Source organism: Dictyoglomus sp. LHC4 (assembly GCF_055181355.1).
Genome location: NZ_CM143707.1, coordinates 286,981 through 307,065, shown reverse-complemented (window position 1 = coordinate 307,065; position 20,085 = coordinate 286,981). Strand labels below are relative to the sequence as shown.

At 32.6% G+C, this 20,085-nt stretch carries 16 protein-coding genes and 1 pseudogene; 10 read left to right on the top strand and 7 right to left on the bottom strand.

The genetic code is table 11. The features are described 5' to 3' along the window. The first annotated feature begins 7 nt into the window (after positions 1-7). The 7 genes from ACY3JO_RS01475 (at position 8) to ACY3JO_RS01445 (ending at position 10,510) form a co-directional block, all read left to right on the top strand. Positions 8-3,328 (top strand): helicase-related protein, encoded by a 3,321-nt coding sequence (locus tag ACY3JO_RS01475; protein ID WP_463085050.1) that lies wholly within the window; start codon positions 8-10, stop codon positions 3,326-3,328. A gap of 18 nt (positions 3,329-3,346) precedes the next feature. Next, a complete protein-coding gene (locus ACY3JO_RS01470; protein ID WP_463085049.1) occupies positions 3,347-4,843 on the top strand; it encodes a DUF1156 domain-containing protein in 1,497 nt (498 codons plus the stop codon). After that, the gene (locus ACY3JO_RS01465; RefSeq protein WP_463085048.1) at positions 4,840-5,025 is read left to right on the top strand and encodes a nucleotidyltransferase family protein; all 186 of its coding nucleotides are present in this window, start codon (positions 4,840-4,842) and stop codon (positions 5,023-5,025) included. The genes ACY3JO_RS01470 and ACY3JO_RS01465 overlap by 4 nt, the downstream gene beginning before the upstream one ends. A gap of 101 nt (positions 5,026-5,126) precedes the next feature. Next, positions 5,127-5,387 carry a HepT-like ribonuclease domain-containing protein gene (locus tag ACY3JO_RS01460; RefSeq protein WP_463085047.1) on the top strand — a complete coding sequence of 87 codons (261 nt, stop codon included), beginning with the start codon at positions 5,127-5,129 and terminating at the stop codon, positions 5,385-5,387. Continuing rightward, positions 5,384-6,622, top strand: a complete 1,239-nt coding sequence (locus tag ACY3JO_RS01455) for a hypothetical protein (RefSeq protein WP_463085046.1) — start codon at positions 5,384-5,386, stop codon at positions 6,620-6,622. Before ACY3JO_RS01460 ends, ACY3JO_RS01455 begins: the two co-directional genes overlap by 4 nt. A gap of 19 nt (positions 6,623-6,641) precedes the next feature. After that, positions 6,642-9,185, top strand: coding sequence for an ATP-binding protein (locus tag ACY3JO_RS01450; RefSeq protein ID WP_463085045.1), 2,544 nt, complete (start codon positions 6,642-6,644; stop codon positions 9,183-9,185). 149 nt (positions 9,186-9,334) lie between these two features. After that, positions 9,335-10,510: a delta-60 repeat domain-containing protein gene (locus ACY3JO_RS01445; protein ID WP_463085044.1), complete on the top strand. Its 1,176-nt coding sequence runs from the start codon at positions 9,335-9,337 to the stop codon at positions 10,508-10,510. Positions 10,511-10,561: 51 nt separating this feature from the next. Here the strand turns inward: ACY3JO_RS01445 and ACY3JO_RS01440 are convergent, their stop codons facing one another. From ACY3JO_RS01440 to ACY3JO_RS01410, 7 genes and pseudogenes are all read right to left on the bottom strand, one after another. Further along, positions 10,562-11,110 (bottom strand): DOMON domain-containing protein, encoded by a 549-nt coding sequence (locus ACY3JO_RS01440; protein ID WP_463085043.1) that lies wholly within the window; start codon positions 11,108-11,110, stop codon positions 10,562-10,564. Between the two features lie 47 nt (positions 11,111-11,157). Further along, positions 11,158-11,820 (bottom strand): hypothetical protein, encoded by a 663-nt coding sequence (locus ACY3JO_RS01435; protein ID WP_463085042.1) that lies wholly within the window; start codon positions 11,818-11,820, stop codon positions 11,158-11,160. A gap of 16 nt (positions 11,821-11,836) precedes the next feature. Then, a complete protein-coding gene (locus ACY3JO_RS01430) occupies positions 11,837-13,195 on the bottom strand; it encodes a hypothetical protein (RefSeq protein ID WP_463085041.1) in 1,359 nt (452 codons plus the stop codon). A 70-nt stretch (positions 13,196-13,265) separates the two neighbouring features. Further along, the gene (locus ACY3JO_RS01425) at positions 13,266-14,810 is read right to left on the bottom strand and encodes a hypothetical protein (RefSeq protein ID WP_463085040.1); all 1,545 of its coding nucleotides are present in this window, start codon (positions 14,808-14,810) and stop codon (positions 13,266-13,268) included. Positions 14,811-14,967: 157 nt separating this feature from the next. Continuing rightward, a complete protein-coding gene (locus tag ACY3JO_RS01420; protein ID WP_463085039.1) occupies positions 14,968-16,251 on the bottom strand; it encodes a Y-family DNA polymerase in 1,284 nt (427 codons plus the stop codon). Beyond that, positions 16,248-16,698, bottom strand: a pseudogene (locus ACY3JO_RS01415) (LexA family protein). Before ACY3JO_RS01415 ends, ACY3JO_RS01420 begins: the two are co-directional and overlap by 4 nt. 12 nt (positions 16,699-16,710) lie before the next feature. Then, a complete protein-coding gene (locus tag ACY3JO_RS01410; protein ID WP_463085038.1) occupies positions 16,711-17,046 on the bottom strand; it encodes a cupin domain-containing protein in 336 nt (111 codons plus the stop codon). A 142-nt stretch (positions 17,047-17,188) separates the two neighbouring features. Between ACY3JO_RS01410 and ACY3JO_RS01405 the strand changes: the two genes are divergently transcribed. The 3 genes from ACY3JO_RS01405 to ACY3JO_RS01395 are packed head-to-tail and all read left to right on the top strand — an operon-like array spanning position 17,189 to position 20,079. After that, positions 17,189-18,301, top strand: coding sequence for an iron ABC transporter substrate-binding protein (locus ACY3JO_RS01405; protein ID WP_463085037.1), 1,113 nt, complete (start codon positions 17,189-17,191; stop codon positions 18,299-18,301). A 3-nt stretch (positions 18,302-18,304) separates the two neighbouring features. Then, positions 18,305-19,327, top strand: a complete 1,023-nt coding sequence (locus tag ACY3JO_RS01400) for a FecCD family ABC transporter permease (RefSeq protein WP_463085036.1) — start codon at positions 18,305-18,307, stop codon at positions 19,325-19,327. Further along, entirely contained in the window at positions 19,324-20,079 is a 756-nt protein-coding gene (locus ACY3JO_RS01395; protein WP_463085035.1) for an ABC transporter ATP-binding protein, read from the top strand. Before ACY3JO_RS01400 ends, ACY3JO_RS01395 begins: the two co-directional genes overlap by 4 nt. The last annotated feature ends 6 nt before the right edge of the window (positions 20,080-20,085 follow it).

The window sequence follows — 20,085 nt, the reverse complement described above, 5'->3', positions numbered from 1 at the left end:
ACAATCCATGGATGAGATAAAAAAGGGGGATATAATAGAAGGAAGATATTGGGATGAACCTGTAGAAGTTATTGATGTGGAATATCTTGATGAGAGGATTAGTATTTTAGGAAGAGGTATAAAATCATCTCTATCTGTAGAGACTATAATTCCTAAGTCAGATTTAAAAGATATAAATAAAATTTCTAATATATGGGATTTTTCTGGAAATCCCAAGTTTGTTAAATTGAATCTTCAGGCTATAAGATTTAAATATGCAGATCTTTTTGAGCCCTTCTTAGCTGTAAATGTTTCAAAGATTGAACCTCTTCCCTTTCAGCTTGATGCAGTATATAGAAATATTTTGAAACAAACAAGGATAAGATTTCTTATTGCTGATGACCCTGGGGCTGGAAAAACTATTATGGCTGGATTATTGATAAAGGAATTAAAACTTAGGAGAATAATAAATAGAATATTAGTAGTAATACCAGGGCATTTAAAAGATCAATGGAGAAGAGAGTTAAAGGAAAAATTTGATGAAATATTTGAGGTGATAGATAGATCAACCTTTGATTCTACATATGGAGACAATCCTTTTAATAGGAAGAATCAAGTTATTACATCTATTGATTTTGCAAAGCAAGATGATATTTTATCAGCCTTGCGTTATTCCACATGGGACCTTATAATTGTAGACGAAGCCCATAAGATGGCTGCATATAGATATAATGATAAGACTAAGAAAACTCAAAGATATAGGTTGGGCGAAGTATTATCAAAAATCTCTCCTCATTTACTCTTTTTGAGTGCAACACCTCATAAAGGAGATCCTGAAAATTTTAGATTATTATTAGACCTACTTAGGCCAGGATATTTTTCCAGTAAAGAAATTTTAGAAGAATCTTTGAAGAACAATGATAACCCGCTTTTTATAAGAAGGTTAAAAGAACAGTTAAGAGATTTTAATAATAAACCCATATTTACTAATAGGTATTCCATAACAGTTAGGTTTGAACTTTCAGATAAGGAAAAGGAACTTTATAACGAGCTGATAAGGTATGTAAAAGAGGAATATAATAAACAAACAGGTAATGATAATAAAAGAAATGTGGGATTTGCCCTTTTAGTACTTCAAAGGAGAATGGCATCAAGTGCTTATGCTTTATATAAATCCTTAGAAAGAAGAAAGAGAAAATTAGAGGAATTATTAGTTGGTGAAGGTAAGCAAGAAGAACCTTCTTTAGGTGTAGAAAATATAGAAGAGCTGGATGATATGGAGGAGGAAAAGAGATGGGAAGAGGAAAAGAAATGGGAAACATTAACCTTTTCAAGGACAAAGGAAGAGTTAAGGGAAGAGGTAAGAAGTATTGAGAAATTAATGAATATGGCAAAAGAAATATATGAAAGAGGCGAGGAAGTAAAGATTAGGGAACTTAAAGAAGCTATAGAAGAAGGATTTAGGAAGATAAAAGAAACAGGTGGCCCAGAAAAGATATTAATATTTACAGAAGCAAAAGATACTTTGGAATATTTGGTGAAGAAAATATCGGGATGGGGTTATAAGGTAAATTTTATACATGGTGGAATGAAACTTGAGGAAAGGATAGAACAGGAAAAGAAATTTAAAAATGAAACCCAAATAATGGTGGCAACAGAAGCAGCAGGTGAAGGTATTAATCTACAATTTTGTAATATAATGATCAACTATGACATTCCTTGGACTCCTATTCGACTGGAACAAAGAATGGGTAGAATTCACCGATTTGGTCAAAATAGAGATGTATATATATTTAATATGGTATCTGGAGACACTATAGAAGGTAAGATATTAGGTAAGCTATTAGATAAATTGGAAGAAATCAAGAGCAAATTGGGAAGTGATAGGGTATATGATGTGATTGGAGATATCTTTGCTGGAAAGAATCTTTATCAATTGGTTATTGATGCTATAGTTAAGGTTAAGAGCATAGAAGATATATATAAAGAGATAGAGATTATAGGAGATGATGAAGAGCTTAAAAGGATAAAAGAAGAAGTACTTGCCGAATCTCTTGCTGTAAGAAATATTGATTTTACAGCTATAAAAGAGATGACTGAGCTTGCTGAAGAACAAAGGCTTGTGCCTGAATATGTAGAGGGATTTTTCAGAAATGCCTTTGAAAAAGCAGGAGGAAAAATATCAGTAAAGAAAGATGGTATTTTATCAGTGGATTCTGTACCTTATGAGTTAAGAAAGTTTAATAATGATGATAATTTTAAGAATGCATACGGAACAATTATGACAAGCTATAGTAAGATAACCTTTGATAAAAAGACAGCATCAAGAGAGAATGCCGAATTTGTTTCTTTTGGTCATCCTCTTTTTGAAGCTGTCCTTTCTTGGGTGATGAAACAGGGAGAAAAGGAATTGAGGAGAGGAGCTACCTTTTTAGATCCAGATGGAAGATATAATGGAATTATATACTTTGTGGAAGGAGAGGTAAGGGATGCAAAAGGTATTGCTGGAAAAAGAATTTTTGCTTTATATGATGATGGAAAGGAAATAAGAGAGGTAAATCCTAAGATAATATGGGAATTTACTCCTGCTGAAAAAGTTGATGAAAATATAACTTTTGATGAAAAGAAAATAATAAATTTTTCCCTAAATCTCATAGAAAAATATAAAAATGAACTTTTAGAGGAGCGTCTAAGACAAGCAGAAATAAAAAGAAAATATGGACTTAAATCTTTAAATGATATTATTACGGAACTTGATAATGAAATTATGGAGTATGAAGATAGAAAAGCAAAGGGAGAGAGGGTTGATATTGTCATTAGTAATAAGGAAGAGCAAAAGAAAAAATATCAAGAAGCGAAGAATAATTTAGAAAAGGAAATTGAGCAAGAGACATCTTTGTCCTATACTAAGCCAAAAATTCTTACTATCATACGTGTAATCTCTGGAAAAAGTAAAGATGAGATGGTAAGCGATGAAGAGATAGAGAGAGTAGGGATGGAAGTAGCTATGGATTATGAGAGGAAAGAAGGAAGGATTCCTGAAGATGTATCAAAGGAAAATTTAGGATATGATATAAAATCAAGAGGGGAAAATGGGGTAAGATATATTGAGGTAAAGGCAAGGGTTGATGAAGGAGCGGTAGCCCTTACTCCAAATGAGTGGTTCATGGCAAAAAGATTTGGCGAAAAGTATTATCTTTATGTGGTAGTGAATTGTGGAAAATCACCCGAGCTTTATATTATCAAAAATCCTTCTGCCACTATAAAGCCTGAGGAGAAAATAGAAGTCGTTAGATATATGGTAAGTCCTGAGGAGTGGAAGGAAAAGGGAATAAGAATAATTGGTTGAGGAAAGGAGTTATGAGTAATGAAGGAAGATAAAAGATTTATTGAGGTAACATTCCCTATTAAAGAGGTAAGTAAAGAATCCTCAAAGGAAAAAAGTATTAGACAAGGTCATATATCAACTTTGCATATTTGGTGGGCAAGGCGTCCCTTAGCAAGCTCACGTGTTACCTCTTATTCTGCCTTAATCCCATATCCCAATGATCCTGTAAAAGAGGCAGACATAAGACAATTTATCATAAATTTTTCTAAATGGGAAAATTCTCTTAATAAACATTATATAGAAAGGGCAAGAGAGGAAATAATTTCTGCAAATAATGGAGTTCCACCAAAGGTTCTTGATCCCTTCTCAGGAGGTGGATCTATCCCCTTAGAAGCTTATAGGATTGGGTGCGAAGTATATGCCAGTGAATATAATCCTGTGGCAACTTTAATATTAAAATGTACCTTGGAGTATCCTCAAAAATATGGAAAGAGGAAGATAAAGGTAAATAATGGCCTTTTTGAAGAAGAGATTGAGATAAATCATCTTCTTGAAGATGTGAAAAAGTGGGGGGAGTGGGTACTTAATGAGGCAAAAAAGGAGATAGGAAGATTTTACCCAGAAGATGAAGATGGGAAAACTCCTGTGGGATATATTTGGGCAAGGACTATTCCTTGTCAAAACCCTTTATGTGGTGCTGAAATTCCATTAATAAAGCAATTTTGGCTTTCCAAGACAGATAAGAAAAAGATCTCTCTATATCCGTATGTGGAAGGGAAAGAGGTTAAATTTAAGATTGTGGGTGATGGCTACGAAGAAATACCAAAGGATTTTAATCCTGAAAAGGGTACTGTCTCAAAGGCTATACCGGTATGCCCTGTATGTGGATCTACCATAGATGGTGATACTACAAGAAAGTTATTTCAAAATAGAAAATCTGGTCAGAGAATGATAGCAGTAGTCCTACATAGTGGTAAAGGTGAAGGAAAAACATATAGATTGGCAACAGAAAAAGATATGGTAATTTTTAAATCCGCGGAAAAATACTTAGAAGAAAAAAGAAGTAAATTAATGGAAGAATGGGGAATTGACCCTGTGCCAGATGAGGAGATGAATACAAAGGATCCGAATACAGTTGCTGGCAGGGGGTATGGTTTTAAGAAGTGGGGTGATCTTTTTAACTCTCGCCAAAAGCTGGCATTGATTACCTTTACAGAAAAGGTTAGGCTTGCATATAAAAAGATGATTGAAGAGGGATATGATGAAGAATATGCAAAAGCAGTGGTAAGTTATTTGGGGTTAGTTTCAAGCAGATTAGCTGATATAAATTCAGTCTTATGCCATTGGGATGGAACATGGGAAAAAATAGCAACTACTTTTTTAAGACAAGCTTTACCTATGAATTGGGATTATATTGAAGCAAATGTATTTTCAGAAAGGAGTTATTCTTATAATAATATATTAGAATATAATATTTTAAAGGTTCTCTCTCATCTTTCTCAAATTCCACCTGTAGAATTAGAGTTGGAAGGATGAAGAGCTTAGAGGAGATTAAAAAGATTCTCAGTGAGCACAAAGAGAAGATAAGGGAAAAATACGGTGTGGTTATACTTGGAGTATTTGGTTCTTATGCAAGGAGTGAGCAAAAAGAAACAAGCGATGTAGATATTCTTATTGAAATTGAGAGACCAATTGGACTTAAATTTTTTGAGTTGTGAAATGAACCTGAAAAAATTCTTGGTTGTGAGGTTGATCTTGTAAGGGAAAAGCTTCTTAGAGAGGAAATTAAAAGTGATATATTAAAAGAGGTCGAAAGGGTATGAAACGGAAATCTTCTCCAAGTGCAGTAATTAGAAAGATTGAGATTATAGGCGAAGCTGTAAAGCAACTTCCCAGGGAATTAAGAGATAGATTTGATGAAATTCCATGGAGCTTTCTGGCAAAGACAAGAGATAAGATCATACAATTCTACCATGGTGTGGATTATGAAATAATCTGGAAAATCATAAAAGAAGAACTACCGTCCCTGAAATCGTCCTTTGAAAAAATTTATGTTAAACTTTTGGAGGGAAAAGAATGAAAAAACTCTTGATTCCCAAGGTTATTCAAGCTTCTGCCACAGAACTTCCCTATCCTGATAATTTTTTTGATGCTGTTTTTACTGATCCACCCTATTACGATAACGTAAATTATGCTGAACTTTCTGACTTTTTCTATGTATGGTTAAAAAGAAGTATAGGAGATTTATATCCAGATTTATTTTTAACCCCTTTGACACCTAAGAGTAAAGAGATAGTAGCAAATCCTGTTAGACATGGTGGTTCAGCTAATACAAAGAAGTTTTTTGAGGAAAATCTTAAAAGGGCTTTTCAAGAGATATATAGGGTATTAAAGCCCAATGGAATATGCGTAATAGTATACACCCATAAATCTACTTCAGGTTGGGAGACCTTGATAAACTCTCTTTTAGATTCTGGTCTTGTACCCTCTGCCTCTTGGCCTATAGATACTGAGATGAAGACAAGGATTAATGCAAGAGAAACAGCATCCCTTGCATCCTCCATATATATAGTGGCGAGAAAGGCAAAAAAAGAGGGTATAGGTTGGTTTCATGAAGTAAAGGAGGAGATTAAAAAATATGTATATAATAAATTGGAGCATCTTTGGAAAGAAGGCGTAAGTGGGGCAGATTATTTTATATCTGCCATAGGATCTGCTATAGAGGTTTTCGGAAAATATGAAAAGGTGATGGATATTAGTGGAGATGAGATAAGGGCAGAGAGATTGTTAGAGTATGTAAGAGAAGTTGTTACTGATTATACCATTCATAAGATATTGCATGATGGAATTTCAGCTTATTTGTCGCCTCTTACACGTTTTTATATCCTATGGCGATGGACCTATGGGGAAAGTAAGGTAGAATTTGATTCTGCAAGGAAACTTGCCCAAAGTGTAGGAATTGATATTGAGAAGGAATGGAATAAGGGATTCATAAAAAAGGATAAGGAGTTTATAAGGGTATTAGGACCTCATGAAAGAAAGATAAGTGAGATAGAAGAATCAGATGAGCTGATAGATGTGCTTCATTTAGTATTAAATTATTATAGTGAAGGTAAGAGGGATTTAATAAAGTCTGCATTAAAGAGAAAAGGTTTTGCTGATAAAGAATATTTCTATATAGTTGCTCAGGCAATTTCAGAGACATTACCCAATGATAGCAAAGAAAAAAAGCTTCTTGATGGCTTCTTGGCGGGTAAGGAAAACTATAAGAGAGATGAAGAGAAAAATATAGAGCAATTAGGATTTGAAAGTTAAAGAAAAGAGGTGGATGTTGATGAGTTCTTTAATTCCTTTTGTGCAAATTGCAAAACCTCATCAAGATATATTAGAGGGAAAATTTACCTTAGATGTATATGCTGCAGACCTTTGGAGAGTGTATAAAGGAGAAGAACCTCTTGAATATGTTGATCCTGTTATCTTTTTTCAAAAAACCCATATGACTCGTGGACTTAATGAACTCATTAAAGTAGTGGAAGAAAGATTAAAAGGGAATGGTGGAAATTCAACTATCCAGCTTCAAACACCTTTTGGAGGAGGAAAAACCCATAGTTTGATTGCCTTATATCATAAAGCGAGAGAATGGGGAGCAAAGGTAGTAATATTAGATGGTACAGCTTTTGATGTAAAAGAGGTAAGATTATGGGAAGAGATGGAAAGACAGCTTACAGGAAAAGTAGAGATAACAAAAGGTGATACATCTTGCGGGAAGGAAAAGCTTATTGAAATTCTTCGTAAAAATGAACCTGTGCTTGTTCTTATGGATGAAATTCTTCTTTATTGTGTAAAATCTGCAGGGATAAATGTAGGAAAAACTACTTTATTAGAGCAAACTCTTGTCTTTTTCCAAGAATTAACTCAAGCAGTTGCATCCTCAGGCAGATCTATGCTTGTGGTTACTCTCCCATCAAGTAATATGGAGCAATATGGAGAAAATGGAGAAGAAATTTTTCAGAGAATATCAAAGATCTTTGGAAGGGTGCAAGAGATTTTTACTCCTATAGCTGAGGAAGAGATAAGTAGTGTGATAAGGAAAAGACTTTTTCAGTGGATAGATGAGGATAAGGCAAAAATAGTTGTAAATGAGTATGTGGATTATTTGGAAAGGGAAAATCTTTTTAGCAAAAAGGAAGATTTGGAAAGTTATAGGAGAAAGTTTTTAAATAGTTATCCCTTTAAGCCTGAAGTTATAGAGACACTTTATACAAAATGGGGTTCATTTCCTCTCTTCCAAAGAACAAGAGGAGTTTTGAAGCTCCTTTCTCAAGTACTTTATGATTTGAAGGATGAGAAGATTTCTTTTATTGGACTTGGAGATTTTAATTTGAAAAATGATAAGATTAGAAGAGATCTTTTGGAGCATATTGGGAGTGAGTATGATAGCGTTATAGCCAATGATATAACCTTAGACTCATCAGGAGCTAAGAAGGTAGATACAGAGATGGGACCATCTTATAGCCCATATAAATTAGGTACTAAGGTGGCAACATGTATTTTTATGACCTCATTTTCAGGGAAAAAGGATTCTACTTATAAGGGAATAAATATTAAAGAATTAAAGATATATACATCTATTCCAGAAATTCAAAGTAGTGTAATAGATGATGTGGTAAATAAATTAAGAGAAAAATTATTTTTCCTTTCTGATGATGGTCTTTATTTTACCAATGAGCCTAATTTAAATCGTATGGTTGTGCTTACTAAGGAAAATATAACTTCTCATGAGATATATGAAGAGGAGAGAAAAATTATAGAAAGTTCAATTTCCAAGGATAAGCGTATATCTTTCTATATATTTCCTCAATTTCCACGAGATATTCCTGATAATAAAGATATAAAGATTGTAATTACAAAAGATACAGATGTGAATAAATTTAAGGAATTTTTGGAAAAAGTGGGAGAAACTCCAAGAGGATATAGAAATACTTTGATATTTCTATATCCTGATGAAAGTTATGAGGTTTCTTTTCATAACTACATAAAAACCAAGTTAGCATATGAGAAGATATATAAAGATATGAATCTAAAGCTTGATGAAAAGCGAAGAAAGGAAATAGGGAGAAAGCTTGAAAGTTTAAAGGAAAAAGAATATGAAGAGCTAAGAAAATATTATAGAAAATTACACCTTCCTGATGGAAAAACAACTCATGATTTAGGTTTAGCAACCATAGGTAAAGATAAGTTGGACAGGGAGATTCTTGAGTTTTTAATAAGTAAAGATATCATTTTAGAAAAGATGACACCTAAGTATATAGAAGATCGTTATCTTAAGGAAGAAGTTTATACTAAAAATCTATTAGAGTCCTTTTATAGAACTCCCGGAAATCCAATTCTTTTGAAGGAAGATGTATTAAAGGATACAATAATAGAAGGAGTAAAAAAAGGTATGTTTTACATAAAAAGAGAGGAAAAAATGTATGAGGAACCAACTTTTGAGGATGATGAGGTACTAACAAAAGAAAAGCAAGATAAAGAAATCAAAGAGTCAACGATGTCTCAAGTAAAAGAAGAGGGACTTTATTTGCCCACACCTGAGACGGGTATAATGATGGGGAATTCATCCTCTGAGATATTAAGTTCTGCTTCCGAAACTAAGGTTAAAAATTATAAGAAGTTTTCTTTGGTTATTAATATAAGAGAAAAGGGACATTTTGCTGAAATTATGAGAACATTAAATAGTTTGAGTAAAGATTTTGAGAAGGTAGATATTATTATTGATATAAAATTAGAAGATGGTACTATTTCAGATAGCAATTATGAAAAAATAAAAGAAGGGTTAGAACAAGCAAAAGCGATAGTGATAAAAGAAGAAAAAGAGTGAATATTGAATTTTTTTCTTTCTTATTATACTATTTTTATTATTAGTTAAAAGAGAAGTAAATTTATAAAATTTAGTGAACTCACTTATAACACTTTTTTAATACTACTTCTCTTTTACTCTTTTTAATTTATAATAAGGGGGGATTTTTTATGAAGTATAAGAGCTTTTTACTTCTTTTTCTAATTCTTTTGTTTATTTCTGGATGTATTTCACAGGTTAAACCAGTTGTTTGGCAAAAGGTATATGGTGGTGATGGTTATGATTTGGCTTTTTCGGTAGATACAACAAAGGATGGTGGATATATTGTTGCGGGAAAGACATTATCTTATGGGGCAGAAGATAGTGATGCTTATATTCTTAAGCTTGATGCAAATGGAAATAAGTTATGGGAAAAATATTATGGTGGTTCAGCTGATGAAACAATTAGCTCTATTTTACAATTGGAGGATGGATCATATATAGGTGTAGGAGAGACCTATTCTATGGGAGAGGGATATGCTGATTTTTACGTTTTAAAGCTCAAACAAGATGGGAATACAGATTGGATAAAAACTTTTGGGGGAGCTAATTCGGATGTTGCAACCAGTATAGCTAAGTTAAGTGATGGTTATATAGTGGCAGGATATACTACTTCCTTTGGAGCTGGAGGTAGTGATTTCTATATTTTAAGGCTTAATAGCCAAGGAGATGTAATATGGTCAAAGACTTATGGTAGTACTCAACCTGAGTATGCAAAAAGTATAAAGACTACCAGCGATGGAGGGTTTATTGTTGTTGGACATGTAGATAAAGGTAGTAACAACTATGATTTATATATATTGAAGCTTAAGGAAGATGGAGAAGAAGAATGGGATTTAACTTATGGCGAATCAGGGGATGAAAGAGCCTTTGATGTGGTAGAGGTAGAGGCAGGAAAATATGTTGTTTGCGGATATAGTAATTCAAAAGTAGGGAGAGACTATGATATCTATTTATTGGAAGTATCAGGAAATGGGAATATATCTTGGGGAAGAAAAATTGGAGGAGATAACAATGATAAAGCTTATTCCATAGTAAAAACTAATGATGGGGGATTTGTTTTGGCAGGAGAGACTTACTCTCAGGAAGGCCTTAAAGATGCATATGTGGTAAAAGTTAATAGTAATGGTATAAAAGAATGGGATAAAAAATATGGGGGATCTTTAAATGATGAAGCAAGTTGTATAAAGACTACACCCGATGGTGGATATATAGTGGCAGGTGGTACAGCGTCTTTTGGACCAAATGCATATAATTTTTATGTGTTAAAGCTTGATAAGGATGGAAATACGGGAGCTAATCCTTAGTAGTTTGAAATTGCAGTTAAGGGGGCTTTTAGCCCCCTTAGTATTTTTATTTTAGTAGTTTAATTCGCCATATCCTCTTTTCATATGCATAGAGCTTGGATCATCAGAGCTTCCCAAAGCCCAAACGATAAGTAATTTCCCAGATTTTGGAAATTCTTTATCATATTTGTCTCCTGTTATAAGCTTTCTTTTAAATTCAATATAGGTATATTCATTATCTTCATAACCTGCAAATTCTAATATATTGTTTTTTCCTCCAAGTTTCTCATCCAAGGTGTGAGCTACATGTTTTTCAGGAGCAAAATAATCCAATACTTTTACTTCTTTGTCAGTTACGTAACCTATTATATAATCTGCATTTCCAGCCTTTACAGTAGGAGCAATTCCAAGGGCAACATAACCCTTTGTTCTTCCAATCATTAAGATATAGACTTCATCTCTAACAATCCTCCAAAACATTCTAAAATCACCATTGGAAAGATTAACATAGTTATTGTATTCATCAGGAGAAAGCTTTCCATCTATTTTTGGGGTTTGTTGAGCATAAATTATTGTAAAAATAGTTAAGGTAATTAAAGCTAATTTCCATAGTTTTTTCATTTTACCACCTCCTTGTAGTTAATAATTTTTAATATCTTATTAATATCTTATTTTACCATTAATGATACGTTATCAACTGCCCCTACAAAATCCCAACCGCTTCCACCGATAATTATCTCTTTTAAATATGGATGGGATATTATACTGTTATAAGTTTCAGATTCTTCCATTAGATCTGTCTCAAAATGATAAAAATCTCCACTTTCAATTTCTGTTACGTTATTTTCTGGATAGTTTATTGTGCTTCCTTTCAATATGAAACATTTCTTGTATATATATTCTTCATTATTTTCGTTTACAAATATTAATATAACTTGGGCTGGATATTCTCCACCAACCCATCCATCGGAACTTAATTCTTGAAGGGAAATTAATATGTCAAAGGATAATTTTAAACTTTTCTTATCTTTTAAATCAAAGTTTCCTAAGGACTGTTTTATTCCTACAAATCCTCCATCGGCTTCTGAATTTTTTCTTACCCACATAAAGTAGTCAACATATATTTGTGCTTCATAGTAATTAGTCTCTTTTATATTTATTAACATAGTTTCCCAAGGTGTAAGTTCATTAAAATTGCCTTTTTGAATTAGCTCCAAACCTTCAATTTCCTCTTCTGTGATAATTTCTTCATTTTCTTCCTGGGCAATTGAAAAGCCTATGGTTAAAAAAATTATAAGAATTAAGGATAAAATAAATTTAAATTTTTTCATTTTATCCTCCTTTTTATTATAAATTTTTAAGAAGATATTTATCCTTTTCTGTGATTAACACCCAATCGGTCAATATGAAAAGATCAAAGTATATATTGGTTAATTTTTGGGAGAGTAGTTTTATTTCATTCCAAGCATTTTTATACTCCTTCGGTACATCAGTTCTACTTGATTCTTTTTTGGCTATTCTATAGGTTTTGAGAGCGATGTGGAACAAAGGTAAGCCTTCACTATCACTTATATTATCGTTTAAGAATTTTGAGTGGTTATAAAAGCCAGCTTTATAATAGATACCTTCTTGTTCATTTAGAGCATTTAGCAATGATAATTTATTTCCTTGTAGTCTTGCATTTTTTTCTTGATTTATTAGATTTATGAGGTTTTGATACTTTGAGTAAGAAACAGAATATAATAAATTGGCTATGTTTTGGTAATTTTCAATAGTAGATTTTGCTTCTTGAGCATTTTGTATAGATAATGGCACTTTTTCCCATAATATTCTTTGGGTCCATTGTATGTATTGTGCTGCCATGAAACCAGCACTTAGGACATCTCCATAAGCTGCTCCTAATTCTCCTAAAACTGTTTTTTGGGTCTTATAGATAATACTTGCAAGTTCTATTGAGTTATTAATTATCCAATCCTTTGAAAGATCTAAAAAAGAAGAGGGAAGATAGGCGTCAGCTATCCCAGAAAGAATACTGTTTAATGCTACATTTTTATATACCTCATTTGAATTTATCTTTTTAATGGATTGAAATATTCCATTATAGCCAAAGACAGTTTCTATGCCCTTATTTAGTCTTATATCTGCCACACTATTAGCATAGTTTTTCCAATCATTTTCTGAATATAATCCATAGGTATCTAAGTCGCACCAGACAGGAGATTCTACTTTTTGCCATTTTCTTACTTCTGCCATATGGGGCAGTTTTATAATCAGATCATTTTCGGGACAGCTAACTCCCCCTACAGATCTGTTTTCTACAAAATGAATCTCAATTATTTTTCCGTAATATTTGGAGGGAATATTAAAATTATTGAAATTGCAATTATTCAAGTTTGTGTATGGGACATATTGATTCGGAGTTAATTTTACGACACTGCCCTCTCCTTTAGCTTGTTGAGTTTGTTCATTATATGTATAGAACTCAATATAACAGGAGTTTGATTTTGAGGTCATATAAGAGAAATAGTTATTTTTATTTGCATCACAGTAAAATCTTACATAATCTCCATCATGACAAAAAATTCCAGCTTGATAAGGATAGGTTATTCCAGCAAAGGTTGATTCAGAAAAATTTTTTCCAATAGTAATAGTTAGGAGAATTGTGATAATTAGGAAAATATGAAGGAAATTAAATCTATTTTTCAAGTTCTTACCCCCTTTTTATAAAAATTCCTCATAATTATTCCCAGGGAATATAAGAGAATTACTTTCTTAACTAAGGTTTAAAAGTGATATTATAGCTCAAGATTTTTACCCCTCTTCCTCCAAGAGGATCATTATTTTGAGATTCTGCAATATATGGAGAATGATGATAAAAATCTACTTCGCAGACAGATTCTGCAGCACCTAAACAAACTGCTCTTGCCTTTCCTTCTATATACGCATATATGCAGTAGGTGGTGTTTCCTTTTAGACGTATATTTCTAAAATCAACTCTGTACGTTCCATTTACACATTCTGCTGCTTTTATAGATTGATTAGCTACTTGTAAAAGAGTTACTAATGCATCATAACCTGGTACAAAATAACCAACTCCACCTCCATATATGGTGTAAAATGTGGATTGTAAGAATTCTAACCAATCTCGTGAAGCTTTTTGCCATACTATTGCAGAATATCCAGGTTTGTTTTGGAAATTATATGGTTGTGGCCATTCTACTATTCCTACACCAACTTTACCTAAATATTGAGTATCACTTGCACCTAAGGGGATGGCATAGTCAATTTTTGCAATTAATCCCTTAACATCTACAGTCATACTTAGATAACAATTGTAAAAATTGTTATCTGGAGCATTAATTTGAATTTTTTTATAAGTAAGCACTCTTAAATGGGATGTAACATCACTTTTTGGTAATTGTGCATATGCATATACCCATGCTTTTAAATATCCATTATCCATAGTATAGGCATACTGACCTAATGAAATATCGGGACCATAACCACTTCCAGTTTCTGTATAGCTTAATTGAGAAGTAGTAATTTGAGTTGTAGAAGTAAGTCCAGCAAAACCAAGCCATTGTACCCACACATTTTGGGCAGGTGTACCATCATGATTTATAAGTGAAAGTAAAAAGCCATCATTTCTGTTATTTACAGCCCCAGCAATTACTCTAGGCTGTGCAGATAATACATAGGCAGGGTCTTGTGAAAAAGGTGGTGAGAAGCTGATATTTGCACCATTGCCGAGTAATTTTACTTCTCCCTTAAATCCATTTAGTTTTTCATCTGGGATAATGGCACCCCAAAGGACCCATGCATTCTGCACTGGATTTCTATTGCTATCGACAAGATAAAGGTCAAATCCAGTGGGAGAGTTATTTATTGTTCCAGAAATTAATGCATTTCCTTCCTTTTGAGCATTTGTAACGATTACTGGAGATGCGGGAAGATTAAAGGAAATTCTTTGTCCATGGCTTGCAACTATTATTCCACCTACCATTTTAAGAGATGGATTAGGCATAAATACAATCCACTGAACCCATGCAGAAGGTACAGGATTTCCTGCATCATCTCTTAGAGATATCTTAAACTTATCTTTTTCAACATCCACAGCACAGCTTGATACCGCTCTTCCATTTACCTGGGCTGATGTTAAGACAACTGGGATATCTGGGAATATGAAGTTATAGCTTATAGTCTGACCATCTCTTGCAAATAATACTCCATATTTTGGTGCGACTATTTGTGGGCTCTGGGCTGAAGAGGAGAAGAAAATAATGGAAAAGATTAATAGGAATAAAAGGATGCATTTTTTCATCTTAATCCCTCTCATATTGAAGTATTAAAGAGTTGATGATTTATAAGACTTATTTATAGAGTGATTTATAAATCATAACTCTTTATATATTATATTAAATCAAAAAAAGATTTTTTGAAAGTGATCTGTATCACATTTCTGGGATTACTTAAACCTTTTACGCTTTGACAATGGGAAGCTCGTTCCAAGATGTGGTAAATTTTCTTGATTTTCTTCTCTGCCTCATCTTCCATTTTTTATTTTCATAAGGAATACCATTTATAGCAGGAAAGATTGTATTTCTTCCATATTTTTGGTTTATCTCATCTAATGCCTTCATGAGGTCTTCATCTCTGCTTGTGGGGTATGGAGTATAGAAAAAGTTTAATTGTATCTCTTTTTCTTGAGTAAGTCCCATTAATATAACTCCTTCCTTTTTATATTTTATCCCCTCTTTATATATTTTTCTTAATCCTAAAAGGGCATAGTTAATCAATTCCATAGTATTGGCTGTAGGTCTTTCCAAGGGTATAGTAATCTCTTTGAAATACTGAGGTGTATCCTTAAAAGGATTTGAAAGTAAGAATACTTGTATAAGGTTTGCAAGAGCTTTTTGTCTTCTTAGCTTTTCCGAGGATATGGTGATGAAATTTGATATGGCTATTTCTAAATCTTCAATATTTTCAATATCATTTCCAAAAGATCTAGATGTAATAATAGATTTTTTTGCAGGTGGCATATCTTCAAAGGGAATACAAGATATGCCTCTTAATTCCCATACAAGTCTTAATCCTGTTATAGTAAGGAATTTTCTGATGAAACTGTCAGGAAGATTTTTTAATTTATAGACAGTGTCTATTCCTTTACTTTTTAAAAATTCTGCATACCTTTTACCAATTCCCCATATGTCTTCTATAGGAAAATTTTTTAATATTTCATCTGTATCTTTGATATCAAGAAAATTAAATACTTTTTCATTCTTATCTTTTTTAGCAATTTTAAGGGCTATTTTGGCTAAGACCTTTGTAGGACCTATTCCTATGCTGACGGGGATTCCTATCCATTTTAGTATGGTTTTTCTTATTTCTTTTCCTATAGATGTATAATCTTTGTTTTCTTCATATGGAAACATTAAAAAGGCTTCATCTATTGAGTATATTTCTATGTCTGGCGAAAATAATGATAAAGTGTTCATTATTCTTCTTGAAATATCTCCATATAAGGTGAAATTGGCTGAGAAGACTTGAACGTCATATTTTTTTATTAGATCTTCGCATTTGAAAATAGGAATTCCCATTTCAATACCAATATCTTTTGCCTCTTGGGATCTTGAGATTACACATCCATCGTTATTAGAAAGTACTACTATAGGTTTTCCCCAAGTTTTTGGGTTAAATATTATTTCACAGGAGGCATAAAAGGAATCACAATCTATAATGAAGAATACATTTTTGTGTTTCATAGTTTGTGAATAACGTAGGTAGCAACGCCCCAGATTATCAGATTGCTTTCTTCACTTCCCACTTCTATAGGTTTATAGTTAGAGTTTTCAGAGTAAAGATATATCATGTTTTTGTTTTTTATAATCAATCTTTTTACAGTAAGTTCTCCATCTATTACTGCAATGACTATATTGTTATTTTGGGGTTCTAAAGCTCTGTCTACGATTAGGATATCTCTATCATGAATTCCTGCATTTATCATAGAGTTTCCAGAGACTTTGACAAAAAAAGGTAGCAGATGTATGTTTTACGAGGAGTTTGTTAAGATTTAAATATTTTTCTATATAGTCTTCTGCTGGTGAAGGGAATCCTGCGGGAACTTTTGATATGAATAAGGGAAGTTTTACTTTTTTATCCTTTTTATATTTATAAATTGCTTCAATATTTTCTCCTTTTTTGATGGACATAATAATCCTACTTTATTGTTTTGTATATTTATCTTCTGGAATATATGGTACCTTTATAAATACTGCAAGAAAATCTTCTGATGGATTGATAATGTTGTGTTCTTCATTTGGTTCAATCCTTACAGCATCTCCTAAGGTTATTTCAAATTTATTTTCATCTACAATCATTTCTGCCTTTCCCGATAAGACGTAAAATATTTCTTCCACTTCCTTATGATAATGAGCTCCTAATTCTTTTCCGGGCATTATTTTTAATATCCCCCATTCTAATTTAGGTCCTCTCATTAAATATTTTGGACCCCAATCTCCAAACCTGAATTCTTTCTCCTTCTCATTTACCTTCTCCACTATTATCTTCCTCCTCTTTCCTAATCTTTATATCAATTATAACTTAGCTTTTGATATTTTTTATAGGTCTTTTTGTTTAAGATTGTCTGTTTTTGTGTTATAATTTTTCAAAAAAGTGCTACTTAAAATGGAGGAGGTAAAGATGGCAAGGAAGAAACTATGTTTTATGAAATATATTACTTTACTGATTTTATTAGCATTTTTTCTTATTGATTTCACCTTTTCCCAAGGTAAATCAAAGATAGAAATTACAGATCTTTTAGGAAGAAAGGTAGAGATAAATAAACCTGTAAAAAGAGTAGTTGCCATTGGGCCTGGAGCTTTAAGGTTAGTAAGTTATGTGGATCAGTTTAACCGTATTGTGGGGGTAGAGAATATAGATAAAAAATATATTATAGGACGTAGTTATAATATGGCCTTTAATGACATTATTGAAAGGCTTCCTATAATAGGGCAAGGAGGACCTGATACATCTCCTGATCCTGAAAAGATAATCTCTATAAATCCTGATGTAATTTTTGCAATTCAGCTTTTAGATAGAGATGGAGCAGATAAACTTCAGAATAGGACAAAAATTCCTGTAGTAGTATTAAGTTATGGAACCCTGGGGACCTTTGAAGAGGATTTATTCAAATCCATAGAGATTATAGGCAAGATTTTAGATAAAGAGCCAAGGGCAAAGGCTCTTATCTCCTTTATAAAAAATATTCAAAGAAGTTTTACATTAAGGACAAAGTATATTAGTGATAAGAACAGGCCAAGTGTTTATGTGGGGGCTTTAGGATTTAAGGGGGCAAGAGGTATCGAGAGTACACAGGGTTTTTTCCCTCTTTTTACTCCTCTTTACATAAAGAATGTGGCTGATTCTATTGGTAAGAAGGGAAGTATTTTTATTGAGAAGGAGAGACTTCTTTTGTGGGATCCTGATATTATCTTTGTAGACCTTGGAAATCTATATTTAGTTAAAGAGGATTTTAGTAAAAATCCTGATTTTTATAAAGCTTTAAAGGCATATAGAAAACAAAACATATATGGTATCTTGCCATATAACAATTACAATACCAATATTGATACCGCTCTTTGTGATATGTATTATATTGCAAAGGTGGTTTATCCTAAGGAATTTAAGGATATAGATCCTGTTGAAAAGGCAAATGAGATATACACTTTCTTCTTTGGAGATAGAGGAAGAAATATTTATAAAGAAATAGAAAAAGCATATGGCGGATTTAGAAAAGTAAATCTGGAAGAGTAAAATATGGAGAGAAAAGATTTAATTCAAGAATATAAGTTATACATAAATAGAAAGATATGGATAATTCTTTTTATAGCTTTTGGGATGCTTTTTATTTCCTTTTATGCCCTTAATGCGGGGTCCTATGATATCTCTCTTAAGGATGTGATAAGGACTCTTCTGGGAATGGGAGATGAAAGGTTAAGAATTATAATTTGGGATATAAGGATACCAAGGATTATTGGGGCTGTTGTGGCTGGAATAGGCCTTTCTTTAGCAGGATGCATCTCCCAAAATATATTGAGAAATCCTTTGGCTTCTCCTTTTACCTTGGGAAGATCTCAAGGGGCTGCTTTTGGTGCTACTTTGGCAATAACTATGATAAGTAAAAATATGCCTTATCTTGTTCATATCTTTGCCTTTTTGGGCTCTATGTTAGCAACTTTTGTTATTATTATTCTTTCCCTAAACTATAGGGTAACTCCTGAAGCTATGGTGCTTTCTGGTGTTGCTTTGGGGTCTCTTTTCTCTGCTCTAACTACAATTTTGCAGTATTTTGCTGATGAAGTGAAAATAGCTACTGTGGTTTTTTGGACCTTTGGAGATTTAGGGAGAATCTCTTGGAGAGAGCTTACTATAATGACTATTTCTGTATTTCTTAGCTTTATATATTTTATGTATAAAAGATGGGATTATAATACTTTGGAAAGTGGAGAAGAGACTGCAAAAAGCTTAGGCATAAATGTGGAATGGGAAAGAATTATTAGCATGCTTCTTTCCTCTTTTATCTCTGCTGTGATTACTGCTTCTTGTGGGGTTATTGGATTTATTGGCTTAATTGCCCCCCATATAATGAGAAGATTTTTGGGAAGTGATTATAGATTTTTAATTCCAGCTTCCAGTATTGCTGGAGGGTTTTTACTTCTTCTTTCTGACACTCTGGCAAGAACTATTATATCACCAATTGTTCTTCCTGTTGGTGCTATTACTTCTTTCCTTGGTGCTCCTTTCTTTTTATATCTTCTTTCTAAGAGGTATAGAAGATGATTCTGGAGATTGAGAATATGGGATTTAGTTATAAAAGTATACCTGTTCTTAAAAATGTATCTTTTAAAGTAGAAAAGGGAGAGATTCTATGTATTTTAGGGAATAATGGGGCAGGAAAATCTACCCTTTTAAAGTGTATAAACAGAATTTTAAAGCCTAAGGAAGGGACTATATTTTTAGACAAGAAGGATTTGAGTAGTATAAAAAGAAGGGATCTTGCAAAGATTATGGGTTATGTTTCTCAAAAATATGATTATACAAACTTGACAGTGTTTGATGCTATCCTTTTAGGAAGGCGACCTTATATTAAATGGGATGTAAGTCAAAAAGATATAGAAGTTGTAATGAATATAATAAAAAGATTAAATTTAGAAGATTTGGCCTTGAGAAATATTAATGAGATATCAGGGGGAGAGCTTCAAAAGGTTATCATTGCAAGAGCTCTTGCTCAAGAACCTAAAGTTTTACTCCTGGATGAACCAACAAATAATTTGGATTTAAAGAATCAGGTAGAGGTGCTCAGTATAGTGAGAGAACATGTTAAAACTCAAGATATGTTGGCTATTATAGTGCTTCATGATTTAAATCTGGCCTTTAGATTTTCAGATAAATTCATATTTTTAAAAAACGGTACTATATTTTCATATGGAGATATAAATTCGGTTAATGAGGAAGTAATTAAAGAGGTTTATGGAATACCTGTGATTTTAGAAAAGGTAAGAGATATTCCTATAGTAATACCTATGTGGTAAGGAGGG

What these genes read in the sequence shown, in the direction of transcription:
- ACY3JO_RS01475 (WP_463085050.1), top strand. Translation starts at nt 8, where the DNA reads ATGGATGAGATAAAAAAGGGGGATATAATAGAAGGAAGATATTGGGAT.
- ACY3JO_RS01470 (WP_463085049.1), top strand. Translation starts at nt 3,347, where the DNA reads ATGAAGGAAGATAAAAGATTTATTGAGGTAACATTCCCTATTAAAGAG.
- ACY3JO_RS01465 (WP_463085048.1), top strand. Translation starts at nt 4,840, where the DNA reads ATGAAGAGCTTAGAGGAGATTAAAAAGATTCTCAGTGAGCACAAAGAG.
- ACY3JO_RS01460 (WP_463085047.1), top strand. Translation starts at nt 5,127, where the DNA reads ATGAAACGGAAATCTTCTCCAAGTGCAGTAATTAGAAAGATTGAGATT.
- ACY3JO_RS01455 (WP_463085046.1), top strand. Translation starts at nt 5,384, where the DNA reads ATGAAAAAACTCTTGATTCCCAAGGTTATTCAAGCTTCTGCCACAGAA.
- ACY3JO_RS01450 (WP_463085045.1), top strand. Translation starts at nt 6,642, where the DNA reads ATGAGTTCTTTAATTCCTTTTGTGCAAATTGCAAAACCTCATCAAGAT.
- ACY3JO_RS01445 (WP_463085044.1), top strand. Translation starts at nt 9,335, where the DNA reads ATGAAGTATAAGAGCTTTTTACTTCTTTTTCTAATTCTTTTGTTTATT.
- ACY3JO_RS01440 (WP_463085043.1), bottom strand. Translation starts at nt 11,110, where the DNA reads ATGAAAAAACTATGGAAATTAGCTTTAATTACCTTAACTATTTTTACA.
- ACY3JO_RS01435 (WP_463085042.1), bottom strand. Translation starts at nt 11,820, where the DNA reads ATGAAAAAATTTAAATTTATTTTATCCTTAATTCTTATAATTTTTTTA.
- ACY3JO_RS01425 (WP_463085040.1), bottom strand. Translation starts at nt 14,810, where the DNA reads ATGAAAAAATGCATCCTTTTATTCCTATTAATCTTTTCCATTATTTTC.
- ACY3JO_RS01420 (WP_463085039.1), bottom strand. Translation starts at nt 16,251, where the DNA reads ATGAAACACAAAAATGTATTCTTCATTATAGATTGTGATTCCTTTTAT.
- ACY3JO_RS01405 (WP_463085037.1), top strand. Translation starts at nt 17,189, where the DNA reads ATGGCAAGGAAGAAACTATGTTTTATGAAATATATTACTTTACTGATT.
- ACY3JO_RS01400 (WP_463085036.1), top strand. Translation starts at nt 18,305, where the DNA reads ATGGAGAGAAAAGATTTAATTCAAGAATATAAGTTATACATAAATAGA.
- ACY3JO_RS01395 (WP_463085035.1), top strand. Translation starts at nt 19,324, where the DNA reads ATGATTCTGGAGATTGAGAATATGGGATTTAGTTATAAAAGTATACCT.